The organism is uncultured Ruegeria sp. (assembly GCF_947497005.1).
In the GTDB taxonomy this organism is placed as follows: Bacteria; Pseudomonadota; Alphaproteobacteria; order Rhodobacterales; family Rhodobacteraceae; genus Ruegeria.
Genome location: NZ_CANMFF010000028.1, coordinates 1 through 12,124, shown reverse-complemented (window position 1 = coordinate 12,124; position 12,124 = coordinate 1). Strand labels below are relative to the sequence as shown.

Sequence of the window (12,124 nt, the reverse complement as noted above, 5' to 3'; positions counted from 1 at the left end):
GTTCAACCGCGGGTTTGCCCTGCGATCGTCATATCGCGCTTAGCTCTGCGCGAATTGGCCGAGTTTTCCGGCAAAGAAAGTCAGCGCGTCTCCATCCGCCATGCTGACCTTCAGAACTTTGCCCACCACGATCACGTGATCGCCTGCGTCGTGATAGGCGTGCTGCTCACATTCGAACCGAGCAAGACTGCCCGGCAACAACGGGGTGCCGTTTTCACAACGGTCATGTTCGATATCACGCAACGCATGGGCGTCTTTTGAACAGCCAAAACACAGCTCGGCCTGTTCAGCAGACAGAACATGCACGCTGAAATGACGTGCCGAGTGAAAATAACGGAACCGGCGCGAATTGCGGTCGCCCGCCCACATCACCAGAGGAGGGTCCAGCGACAGGGACGAAAAGCTGTTGGCCGTAATGCAAATCGGGCCATCTTCGCTGTCACAGGTCACGACGGTGACACCTGTGGCAAAGCGGCCAAAGGCATCGCGCAGGGTTCGTGTGTCGTCCTTGTGCGGGACGAATGTATGGTGGCTCATATCGCGCGAGATTGCATTCATTATGGCACCTCATGTCCCAGCGCCGCCTCATACAGGCGGTACCAGCTTTCACGATCCAACTTGACCTTCAAAGCATCCGAGACGCGCTTGATGCGGCCCAAATTGTTGGTGCCTAGAACCGGAAGGATGTTTGCCGGATGCGCGAGCAGGAAAGCAACGGCCACTGCGGCGCGATCCACGCCGAATTCTGCGGCGATCTCATCCGCTACAACACCGACTGGAGGGTTCCCGGCCATCAAAAGGCCCCCGCCAAGTGGGGACCACGCCATCAGCGGATGTCCATGCTGTTGATGGAACGCCAGATCGCCATTGGTAAACGGGCTGATCTCCCCAAGCGAGATTTCAATCTGATTTGTGACCAACTTGGTCTTCATCGCCGATTGCAGCAAAGACCAATCCCAAGGGCGGAAGTTGGACACACCAACCGCGCCTACCTTGCCGTTGGCCGCCACCTCATCCAGCGCTGCACCGGTTTCATGGTGGTCCATCATGGGATCTGGGCGGTGGATCAGCAGCAGATCGATGTGGTCAATCGCCATTTCGGACAGCGACGTGTCGACCGATTTCAGAATGTGAGCGCGCGAGGTGTCGTAGTATTTTACTTTCGCATCCGCGTAACGGCCAACCGGCGCGACGATGTCACACTTGGTGACGATCTCCATCTTCTGGCGCAGGCTCGGATTGGCCCGCAAGGCATTGCCCAGAACGGCTTCGGCCGCGTATCCACCGTAGATATCTGCTTGATCGAAGGTGGTGATGCCCTGATCCAGACAAGCCTGTATCTTGGCCTCGACATGCGCTGTCGAGGTGTTACTGTCATCACCCAAGCGCCACATGCCATAGACAAGGCGGCTCATTTCCAGCGTGTCAGATAGTTTCACACGTTGCATTAGCGACGAACTCCGTTGCCCAGCGGGGTCGCTGGGGTGGTTGCTGGCACGCGCCCATAGGCTTCGGGAAGCGAGCAGGTTTTCAGGCTGGGCATCACGCGGGCGCCAAAATGCTTAGCCTCATCCATGTGCGGGTAGCCCGAGAAGATGAACGCGCGGATGCCCATCTTCTGATATTCTTCGATCTTCGACATAACCTGATCGGTCGATCCGACCAGCGCCGCCCCACAGCCCGAACGTGCGCGGCCAACACCTGTCCAGAGACCGGGCTCGACATAACCGTACTCATCCGCCAGATCGCGGTTCCTGGCCTGATGCGCCACACCCAGCGAGGTCGAATCCAGCGCCCGTTCGCGGATGGCGCGACCGTATTCGTCGTCCAGCTTCGAGACGATGAAATCCGCGTATTCCTGTGCCTCAGCCTCGGTGTCGCGAACGATCATATGGACACGCAACCCGTAATCCAGCGTGCGGTCGTAGTTTTCAGCGACGGCGTGAACGGCCTTCATACGTTCGGCCAGTTGATCCTTGGTTTCAGGCCACATCAGGTAGACGTCACAATGCTCGCCGCACAGGTCCAGGGCGGAGGGAGAATAGCCGCCGAAATAAAGCAGCGGGCCGCCGGTCTGATATGGCTTGGCCGGGTCGGTGGTCAGGCCCGAAAAGTTATAGACCTCGCCTGCATGATTGATCTCGTCCTGCGTCCAGGCCTGTTTCAGAATCTCCACCACTTCGCGCGAGCGCTGATAGCGGAACGCGCTGTCGGCTTTCTCCCCGGGAAAGTCGGATGAGATGATGTTGACCGTCAAACGCCCTTTCAGCATGTGGTCCAGCGTTGCGATGGTGCGGGCCAGCATGATCGGTTGCATCTCGCCACAGCGTACGGCGGCCAGTAGGTTGATCCGGTCGGTGATCGGAGCGCATCCGGCGACAAAGCTCAGCGTGTCTTGACCGACCTGATAGGAGGACGGGCAAAGGATGTTGCGAAAACCCTGCGCTTCGGCCTCTTTCACAATGTTCGAGCAATGCTCCCAACTCGACCGCAGGTCACCGTCGGGAACGCCAAGGAACTGGTAATCATCGGAACACAGCGCAGCGAACCACGAAACTTCGGCCGCATCCAGATCGGGGGATGTGATGGGGACGATGCTCATTTGATTCACGCTCCGTACATCTTTGACTTTCCTCTTGCGTAGCAATCGCTTTGATGTAGATCAATAGTGTATCAATTTTTCCTGCGACCGAATGAAGCGTCTGCCGTGCCTGCATCCAACCGAAACCCCAATGCCCTGCCGGTATATATTCAGATCGCGGAACTTCTGATCCGTGACATCGCGGCTGGTCGCCTTATTGATGGTGAACGATTGCCGCCCGAGCGCGAGATGGCCGCAGAGCTGAATGTCTCGGTTGGAACGCTGCGAAAATCGCTCTCAGAGCTAGAAAAAAAAGGGATGTTGGAGCGTATCCAAGGCTCGGGCAATTACATCCGCGAGACCGGTACGCAAAATAGCGTCTATGCAATGTTCAGGCTGGAACTGCCCGAAGGGGGTGGCCTGCCTCGTGCGGATATCCTGTCGGTTGACCATCTGAAGAAGCCGGTCGATCTTCCGAAATTCGGTGCATCTGACGCCGGTTCGCGTGTCCGGCGGATGCGCTATCTGAATGATACAATCATCGCTGTCGAAGAAATCTGGCTGGACGAATCAGCGGGCCTAATCGAGCAGAGCCTGCTGTCCGACTCGCTCTATCGCTATTATCAGCGCCAGTTGGGCTTTTGGATCGCAAGAGCCGAAGACAGGGTTTCGGTCCGGCCTCTACCGGACTGGGCGCCTTCTGACTTCACCAAGCCAGCCGGCCAAGCAGTCGGTTACATCGAGCGGTTCAGCTGGTCGGAAAGCGCCGAACCCGTTGAATTCTCAAAAACTTGGTTCGACCCGGATCGGGCCAACTACGTACAACGTCTGAAGTAAAAGGAATCGCACATGACCCGGACCATCAATTACGGGCTGATTGGATGCGGAATGATGGGGCAAGAGCACCTGCACAATATCGGATTGCTGGAAGGTACCAGCGTGGCTGCGATCTATGAACCCGATCAGGAAATGGCAAAAGTCGCCAAGGCACTTGCGCCAACTGCAGCCATGGTTGGTTCCGTGCAAGAGCTTCTGGCGGTTGAAGAACTGGACTGCGTCGTCATTGTTAGCCCAAACCATTTTCATGTAGACCAGATTTGCGAAATCGCTGAAACCCGTCCACTACCGCTTTTGGTAGAAAAGCCGTTGTTCACCGACCCGCAAGACGTGACCCGACTCGAGCAGTTGCAGCGCGACTACCCCTGCCCGGTTTGGGTCGCGATGGAATACCGGTACATGCCCCCTATTGCTGCTCTGATCGAGAAGACTCAGGCGACAGGTGGTATAAAAATGTTATCGATCCGCGAGCATCGATTTCCATTCCTGGAAAAGGTCGGCCACTGGAACCGTTTCAACCGCAATACTGGTGGTACTTTTGTCGAAAAATGCTGCCACTTCTTCGACCTCATGCGTCTAATTTTGAAATCCGACCCGGTGCGTATAACGGCAAGTGGTGGGCAGGCGGTGAACCATTTGGACGAGAGTTACGAAGGTCAAACTCCGGATATTCTGGATCACGGCTATGTTCTTGTCGACTTTGTTTCTGGTGCGCGCGCGATGTTGGAACTTTGCATGTTTGCCGAAGGCTCTCGCTATCAGGAGGAAATATCGGCCGTCGGACCGGACGCTAAAATCGAGGCTCTGGTTCCAGGACCCGGGCGTTTTTGGCAGGACCACTTGGGCACCCCCCCTCCTCCGCGAGTAATCGTTAGTCCGCGCAATCCCAAAGGTCCCGTATCAATGGACGTTCCAGTGGATCCGAACCTGCTGGCGGCTGGGGATCACAATGGGTCGACCTACTATCAGCATAAAGGATTCTTGGCCGTGCTTCGTGGCGAAAAAGCAAAACCGGATGTGAGTCTGAATGACGGCCTCTGGGCCGTCAGGATGGGGCAAGCGGCGCAACAGGCAATAGACACTAGCGAAACGGTATATATGGTCGATTGAATGGGATCAAAAACACGGGTGCGATTTGTAGCCGCTATAAGGCTCCATATTGCTCGAACTTATGTCAGATATTGCCACTGGAGTTGGCAAAGAGTCATTTTTATCGACTGCGCAAGCCTACTTTTCCGCATTCCCACTTGGATTCCCCGTACACTTTTTGTCTTGTCTTAACGGCTGTGAATGGCTGCCTTTCATGATCGAGTGAGATACTCTCGCGGATGCGGCTAAAGTCCGCTTCCCGCCCTGGCGTCCCAAAGTAGTAAACGGCCCAAACCCGCCGTAGACCAAGAACCATCATCGCCGCAAAGCGGCCCGTCAAAGCCGCCGTTCGCCGCAAGCGCAAAATTAGAGAATGGCTAAACTCACACAATGGGAATTCAATCGGCCAATTAGAACAATAGCTATGAGAGATGTAGATCGTGCTTGTCAATTGGAACCATTGTGCATTCTCGATCCTAAAGTCAGGACTCATTGATTTCCGCCAGTCGACATGATTCACGGCTCGCCAATAGTGCGGTGAGTATGTCTGATCTCTTCTTGCTGGCTCCCAAGTCGCGCGGTTCGGCACAATCTTGTGGTCTGGTTGACCGTCGCAATCTACGCTAAGTCACCCCTTTCCGGCGAACAGGGAGAATGCGAGGATGACAGCGGGACACGATCTTGGCGGACTCATCGGATTTGCCCACGAGCATATCGATCAACACTATCGCGACACGCTCGGTCAACCGATCCCGGCCCTGGATGGCAAGACCCTTCGCCAGGCCGTTTGCAGTACGGCGGGCAGGAAGAAAGTCATTAACTGGCTGAAGACAATCGAAAACCGTAGCGCGCGCCAGACCGGGTCTCCTATTGCAGAGTATGATTTCAGCTGGATGTGGGACGAGCTCGGTCTGTCAGACTACCGAAATTGAACCAGCGATGGTTCTTGCAAAAACCGTTCCAAAGCTTCGCCTCCAGAGCCCATCGACTAACCCATGTTTTCCCGGCTGCGTCTTGCAGAGATGTGGCAAGGGTTATGCTGTCGCTGCGCGTCCAGATGGTTTGCCTCGTGACAGCTGGGCACAACAAAATTTCAGTCTCCGTGGACACACCGGTTTCATAATCGAAACAGTACTCTTGACCACATATTTCCAGCACCTCTCCACTCTTGGCCAGTTCCGAACTTGTCACCTCGCAGTGATCACAAATTCCGCCCAAGAGAGCTGATTGGAGTTCAGAAAGAACCACTGTTTTCTGAAAATTGCACACTCTGTCACTCATAACCGCTTCAGGCTTTCACAAAATGGTGAATAGAGAAAGCTTGTGAAACAAGAATTCAAGGGAATGTGACATAGCCCAATGGGTTCGAGATTTAGATTCGCCGATCATTGCCTGTAAGCTGCGGGGCACGTCGAACTTTCACGTCAGCCTCCATCCGACAACAGACCCGCGCACACTACAATACAATTCGGGCTAGTCCTCCCAGCGAAACGCGTCCTTATCAGCCTTCACCCGACCAATAGACGGCAAAGCGAAGTGGTTACCTAGCACAATACATCCTGTATCCGAGGCGCTTTCCAACAGCTTCCGACGGGATGCCACGGCCATCTCAGCATCGGAATCAAACGTAAAATGCCACTCGGGATGCCAGCACTGGGCGGTTGTATGGATTGCATCACCTGTTATCAGAGCGCACCGGCCGCCACTGATGATTTCGACCGAGACATGGCCGGGTGTATGGCCTGGCGTGGGGATCAGAGTGACATGATCGCCAAGCTTGTGTCCGGTCTCCACCAGTTCCGCCTGCCCGGCTTCGATGACGGGCAGAACGCTTTCGATGTAAAGATCGCTGTTATCCTCGCGTTGAAAGGCCTCGTCCGCCGCTGGCATCAGATAGCGCGCATTCGGAAAGGTCGGAACCCAGCGCCCGTCCTCTAGCCGCGTGTTCCATCCGACGTGATCGGCGTGCAGATGGGTGCACAGAACATAATCGATATCCCCCACATCCAGCCCCGCCGCCATAAGGCATGCGATAAACCGCTGGCTTGAACGCTTGTTCCAGTCGGGCAGCCGCGGGAGTGTCTTGTCGTTACCGACGCAACTGTCGACCAGGACGTTATGCGTGGGTGTTTTCAGCAGAAAACCCTGAATCGGCAAGATCAGCTGCCCGGATTGCGCACAAACACCGCCCGGCACATGCGCTTCGACAATGGCCCGGACATCTGGTCCCGCAGTGGGAAACAACTCTTCCACAGCCAGAAATGGAGCATGGATTTCCAGAATACGCCAGACTTCAATATCACCTACTTTGCACAGCATAGCCGGTGTCCTTTCTTACTATGCTGAAACCACCGTTCTCTGCCCAGCAGATTTGCCATGCCGTTAAACAACGAAGCTTGCATCCGATAGGCTCGATAACGTGGCGCCGACACTTGCTTGTCGAAGCAGAAACCTTTGAATTTTGCCGCTGGGTGTCTTCGGCAGTTCTTTGACGAATTCGATAAGCCGAGGATAGGCGTGTGCAGAAAGGCGCTGTTTGACATAATCCTTCAGCTCCGCAGCCAACGCCTCATTACTTTCTGTGCCTTCCGCCAATACGACTACCGCTTTCACTATTTCGGTTCGCTCCTTGTCCGGCACGCCGACAACAGCCGCCTCCGTCACGAAGGGATGTTCAATCAGAGCGCTTTCAACGTCAAACGGTCCGATGCGATACCCCGAAGAGGTGATGACGTCGTCATTTCGCCCGACGAAGGTGATACATCCGTGTTCGTCCCGCTCCACCGTGTCCCCGGTAAGATAGTATCCGTTCTCGATCGATTTGCTGCCCTTGTTCAGGTAACCGCTAAAGAACAAGAGAGGTGAATCCGCGATGTTGACGGCCAATTGACCTGGCTCATTGAGGTTGGCGATGCTGCCGTCCTCAGCCAGAACCTCAACCTTGTATCCTGGCATCACATAGCCAGCCGATCCCGGGCGTACCGGATGTTCGAGCCCGTGATGATTATTCACCAGCATACCCGTTTCGGTCTGCCCATAATGATCCTTAATCGGCGCATTCAGTTCGGTCTCGAACCAGCGGATGACTTCGGGGTTCAGTGGCTCGCCTGCGCTGCTGATGCACCGGATTTGATCGCGCAGCTGTGACGCGCGCTCGGTTCCGGCGGCGATGATTAGTCGAAACGCAGTGGGCGCGCCCGCAAAGTTAGTCACGCCCAATCTCGAAATCACGTCATATGTACTGTCCACTGTGAATGGCCCTTCGACCAGAGTGGTTGCATGTCCCAATAGTAGCGGGCCGATCAATGCATAGTACAGACCATAGGCCCAGCCCGGATCGGCAATGTTCCAGAATACATCGTCCTGCCGCAGGCCGATCCCTTCAACCATGTATGATCGAAAGGCAGGCAGAGCCTTTAGGGGCACGGGCACACCTTTTGCGGGACCTGTAGTTCCAGACGTCGCCATCATGAACATGAGATCATCGCCGTTCCGCAAAACCGGAACAAACTCAGGTGATTGCGTCGCCATTGTCTGGCGGAAATCAATGTCTCCGGCAACAAGCTCTTGCGGGGTGTTTGCTATAGTCGCGGCTGCAGGGCAATCTTCCACTCCGTCGAGCTTTTTGCGGTTTGCGGCGTCGGTGACAACCAGCTTCGCACCGCTCATGGTCAAACGGTCCTGAAGGGCCTTGGGCCCAAATGCTGTAAACAAAGGCTGATAGACCGCACCAGCCCGGAGGGTGCCAAGAAGAACTGTCACAAGATCCGGAGTGCGCGGCAACAGACCTGCCACGATGTCGCCGGGTTGGATGCCTTGTTCCTTCAGCAAATTGGCGAAACGCGCGGCTTCGTTACACAACTCTATGAAGTCGCGCTTCTCATGGTGCCCGTCCAACGCAATCCAGTTCAAAGCCAGGGGATTGCCCTGCAAATGGGCATCACAACATTCTACGCATGCATTGATCCCGTCACTGAAATTGCCGAAAAAGACAGACTTTGCGAGGTCCAGGTCAAAGTTCTCCACCGTTTTGGAGTATTCTGGGGAAGTCCCAGAGTCAGAACTCGATTCCATCAAAACATGTTCCTCCAAGTGCAGCCCTTAAAAGATCTTGCACTCAAATAGTTCGAAATTCCACATTGGAGATTACACGAACATCAGAGCGCCACGAGTGGTCCATTAGTCCTGAACCAAAGCTCGGTTTGGGTTCAAAAGGCCGACCTCGGATGTCCGTCGTCAGAGTATTTCGGAGAGCTGAGGCGTTTTCGTAACGGAGGCTCTGGTTCGATTTCTGTTTCAGTTTTGGCGGCAGCGGATTGGTGCTGCAACCGGCGTTTTCTGATTGTCTGTTTCTTGATCTCCTCTCTCATCTTCAGGATCTTTGCCCCTCGGCCGTGATAGACATCGGCTGGTGTGTGTTTGTCCAGGCTCTCGTGGTAACGACGGTTGTTATAGAAATCGACAAACACACCGATCAGGCGTTCCAGATCGCCGGGCAGGAAGTAGTTTTCCAGGAGAACCCGGTTCTTCATGGTCTGATGCCAGCGTTCGATCTTGCCCTAGGTCTGCGGGTGATGCAGTACACCGCGCACGTGATCCATGCCTTTGTCCTCAAGATAGTCGGCCAGATCGGCCGCCACATAGGACGCGCCATTGTCGCTGAGTAGCCTGGGCTTTTGAACAACCGTCGCGCTGTCGCAGCCGGATGCCTCCAGCGCCAAGTCCAGCGTGTCGGTGACATCTGGGGCCTTCATCGTTGTACAGAGCTTCCAGGCGATGATGTAGCGGCTGTAGTCGTCGAGGATCGTGGACAGATAGAACCAACCCCAGCCGTTGACCTTGAGATAGGTGAAGTCGGTCTGCCACAGCTCGTTCGGTCTGGTTGTCTTGTCGCGGAACTCATCGGCCGCGCAGATCACCACATGGGCTGGTGCCGTGATCAGGTCTTCGGCCTTGAGAAGGCGATACGCTGAAGATTCAGAGATAAAATACCGCTTCTCGTCGGTGTATTTGACCGCCAGTTCGCGCGGCGTCAGATCTTCGTGGTCCAGCGCGAACTCGACAAAGGTTTCACGGACATCATCTGGGATGCGGTTCCAGACAGACCCGGGCCGTGGAGAACGATCGGCAAGCGCATCGATCCCGCCCTCGACCCAACGTGCATACCAATCGTAGTAGGTGCTACTGGGGATGCCGATCATCGCCAGCGTCTGCTTCACCGGCAGGTGCGAGACTTCCACCGTGCGGATGATCTCAAGCTTCTCGGAGGCAGGGTATCTCACTCTTCGAACCCCCTATCCCCGATCATGCCTTTTTTGAGCAGGCGGTTCTCAAGCGTCAGCTCGGCAACCACTTCCTTCAGGGCAGCCGATTCCGATCGCAGTTCCTTGACTTCGGGGGATGTCGCCTGACAGGCCGTGTCACCCGCCAGACGGTTCTTACCCGCCTCAAGGAATTCCTTCGGGTTCTGTTGCGAAGTTTCGGCTGGATGAAGAGAACGCGCTGTAGCAGCAGGTTTAAGAGGCAAGTTCCGCGAACTGGCGAAACGGACAGAGTCCGGGCGTGATTTGACCTTTGCGGATCATGTGCGCCACTTCTATTCCGTCCAACGTTGCAGCTGCTGATGCGAAGACTTTGAACCCCAGCATTGGGCGGGTTCGTCTTTTGATGAAACGTTGGTCCTGCTCCACTATGTTATTCAAGTATTTCCGCCTGACCATTTCAATTGGGACTGGGCAACCAAAGCCTTTCAACATCTTGTTTATGGCGTTGATGCCAGCCGTGTTAGCTCCGCTTTTGTCGATGACAATCTTTCTTGGAAGGCCGTTGACCTCCAGAGTCCGAGCAAAGAATTTGGTGGCGGCGGGTTTGTTTCGACGCTCCGAAAGCATGAAATTAAGCGTCTTACCGTGCTTGTCGTCGGCTCGGTAGAGATAAACCCATACCCCTTTCACCTTGATGTAGGTCTCGTCCATTCTCCAAGAACGGTCGAAAGATCTTTTGCGGCGACGCGCGGCATCAGCAATCGCGCTGGAGTATCTTTTCACCCAGCGGTTCAGTGTAGTGTGGTCAACCGAAACACCGCGCTCACCCATGATTTCCTCCAGGTCACGGTATGAAACACCGTATCGAACGTAGAAGAAGACCGCGAAGCGGCCTGATCGACCTCAACCCGCGAGCCATCAAGCGGTTGGTCAACGCATTTTCCTTCCGGCGCGGCTACGCCCTTAGCACCGGTAATGTCGATGTGATCAACGACTTGCCCTATTGGTGTGTCCTCGATCTGCGCTTCCCTTACGCTGCGCAACGTCTGGTCGAGAACCCGACCTTGCTCGATGGCAGCTGGGGGGACGAGGCCGAAGCCGAACACTTCCCGCCTTCCGACCACGACACCATATCACGCCTGCTCGCCCTTCTCGAAGAGGCCGACATCCCAAAACTCGCGGCTTACGGATAAGCAGTATTGGCCTGGATTTTTCCGGTCCTGATCAACTGATCGCTGCCACCCGATTCTAGGCTCACGGGGCAGCTTCCAATTAGGGTCAGGATGCATTGATTTTCAAAGCACTGCATAATTCACGGTTCGAAAAACGGAGCGTTGATATGAGCGACCTTTTCCGGCTGACCGACGAGCAGATTGCCAAACTTTCCCCTTTCTTCCCGCGGTAGCATGGCAAGCCACGGGTCGATGACAAGAGGGTGCTGAGCGGGATTATCTTCATCAATCGCAATGGGTTGCGGTGTCGTGACGCTCCCAAAGAATACGGACCGCACAAGACGCTTTATAGCCGGTGGAAGCGTCGGAGTGAGAAAGGTATCTTCTCTCGGATGATGGTCGGTTTGGCAGCCGAACACGGCGAGGAAAAGACCGTGATGATCCCCTCTCATTGATTGCTTTGCAATCAACTGCCAGGCAGTGGACGCCACATATCTGAAAGCACATCGTACCGCGACCAGCATGGCCGCGAAAAAGGGGGGCGTGGCCGCCTGATTGGCCGAACCAGCGATGGTCACTCGACTTCATGTCAGACGCGCTGGAAGACGGGCGGCGGTTCCGGGTGCTGAACGTCATCGATGACTTCAGCCGGGAATGCTTAGCTGCTGTGGTTGATACCTCTATCGGCGGCGCACGTGTCGCCCGTGAACTGGATCTCATCGCTGAACTGCGCGGCTATCCCTGCATGGTGGTCTCGGATAACGGCACGGAGCTGACCAGCAATGTGATGCTGAAATGGCAGGAAGATCGCAACGTCGATTGGCATTACATTGCGCCGGGAAAGCCCTTGCAAAACGGCCTGGTCGAGAGCTTCAACGGACGGATGCGCGAGGAGTGCCTCAACGAACACCTGTTTCCGTCTCTGCGCCATGCCTGCCGCACAATTGCGGCATGGCGTGCCGACTATAATCACACCCGGCCTCACTCCAGCCTCGCTGGCCTGACGCCATACGAATATGCTATCCGGTCAAAGGAATACCAAACCCTGAACAGAGCTAACTTATACAAAGCGGACTCTCAGGGGAGCAGGTCATCTGTCTTTGATTGAACTGTCTTGGTCCAAAGTTGATACATACTTTGTCTCCTCGTCATACCAAACCGCTCGAAGAAAGATCTTATGA

At 55.2% G+C, this 12,124-nt stretch carries 9 protein-coding genes and 4 pseudogenes; 6 read left to right on the top strand and 7 right to left on the bottom strand.

What is annotated here, in order from left to right; all coding sequences use genetic code 11:
* Positions 1–39: 39 nt before the first annotated feature.
* Genes Q0816_RS23695 through Q0816_RS23685 form a run of 3 tightly spaced genes read right to left on the bottom strand, consistent with a single transcriptional unit; the run spans position 40 to position 2,602 of the window.
* Complete coding sequence (locus tag Q0816_RS23695) at positions 40–558, bottom strand: flavin reductase family protein (protein ID WP_298855347.1); 519 nt, start codon at positions 556–558, stop codon at positions 40–42.
* Complete coding sequence (locus tag Q0816_RS23690) at positions 558–1,448, bottom strand: aldo/keto reductase (protein WP_298855345.1); 891 nt, start codon at positions 1,446–1,448, stop codon at positions 558–560. Before Q0816_RS23690 ends, Q0816_RS23695 begins: the two co-directional genes overlap by 1 nt.
* Positions 1,448–2,602, bottom strand: coding sequence for an LLM class flavin-dependent oxidoreductase (locus Q0816_RS23685; protein WP_298855343.1), 1,155 nt, complete (start codon positions 2,600–2,602; stop codon positions 1,448–1,450). The genes Q0816_RS23690 and Q0816_RS23685 overlap by 1 nt, the downstream gene beginning before the upstream one ends.
* Positions 2,603–2,707: 105 nt before the next feature.
* Here Q0816_RS23685 and Q0816_RS23680 point away from each other — a divergent pair, with 105 nt between their 5' ends.
* The 3 genes from Q0816_RS23680 (at position 2,708) to Q0816_RS23670 (ending at position 5,439) form a co-directional block, all read left to right on the top strand.
* Positions 2,708–3,418: a GntR family transcriptional regulator gene (locus Q0816_RS23680; RefSeq protein ID WP_298855341.1), complete on the top strand. Its 711-nt coding sequence runs from the start codon at positions 2,708–2,710 to the stop codon at positions 3,416–3,418.
* A gap of 12 nt (positions 3,419–3,430) precedes the next feature.
* On the top strand, positions 3,431–4,528 hold the full coding sequence (locus Q0816_RS23675; RefSeq protein ID WP_298855339.1) for a Gfo/Idh/MocA family oxidoreductase: 1,098 nt from the start codon (positions 3,431–3,433) through the stop codon (positions 4,526–4,528).
* Between the two features lie 641 nt (positions 4,529–5,169).
* Positions 5,170–5,439, top strand: coding sequence for a hypothetical protein (locus Q0816_RS23670; RefSeq protein WP_298855338.1), 270 nt, complete (start codon positions 5,170–5,172; stop codon positions 5,437–5,439).
* Between the two features lie 541 nt (positions 5,440–5,980).
* Here Q0816_RS23670 and Q0816_RS23665 read toward each other — a convergent pair.
* From Q0816_RS23665 to Q0816_RS23650, 4 genes and pseudogenes are all read right to left on the bottom strand, one after another.
* Positions 5,981–6,826, bottom strand: coding sequence for an MBL fold metallo-hydrolase (locus Q0816_RS23665; RefSeq protein ID WP_298855335.1), 846 nt, complete (start codon positions 6,824–6,826; stop codon positions 5,981–5,983).
* Between the two features lie 63 nt (positions 6,827–6,889).
* Positions 6,890–8,440 (bottom strand): AMP-binding protein, encoded by a 1,551-nt coding sequence (locus tag Q0816_RS23660; protein WP_298855334.1) that lies wholly within the window; start codon positions 8,438–8,440, stop codon positions 6,890–6,892.
* 371 nt (positions 8,441–8,811) lie between these two features.
* Positions 8,812–9,968 (bottom strand): annotated as a pseudogene (locus tag Q0816_RS23655) (IS3 family transposase); the annotation flags it as partial.
* Positions 9,969–10,023: 55 nt separating this feature from the next.
* Positions 10,024–10,656, bottom strand: a pseudogene (locus tag Q0816_RS23650) (IS6 family transposase); the annotation flags it as partial.
* Here Q0816_RS23650 and Q0816_RS23645 point away from each other — a divergent pair.
* The 3 genes and pseudogenes from Q0816_RS23645 to Q0816_RS23635 form a co-directional block, all read left to right on the top strand.
* Positions 10,623–10,964, top strand: a complete 342-nt coding sequence (locus Q0816_RS23645) for a hypothetical protein (RefSeq protein WP_298855332.1) — start codon at positions 10,623–10,625, stop codon at positions 10,962–10,964. The pseudogene Q0816_RS23650 and the gene Q0816_RS23645 sit on opposite strands and share 34 nt — an antisense overlap.
* 146 nt (positions 10,965–11,110) lie before the next feature.
* A pseudogene (locus Q0816_RS23640) lies at positions 11,111–11,527 on the top strand (transposase); the annotation flags it as partial.
* Positions 11,503–12,051: pseudogene (locus tag Q0816_RS23635) on the top strand (integrase core domain-containing protein); the annotation flags it as partial. The pseudogenes Q0816_RS23640 and Q0816_RS23635, both read left to right, overlap by 25 nt.
* Positions 12,052–12,124 lie beyond the last annotated feature (73 nt).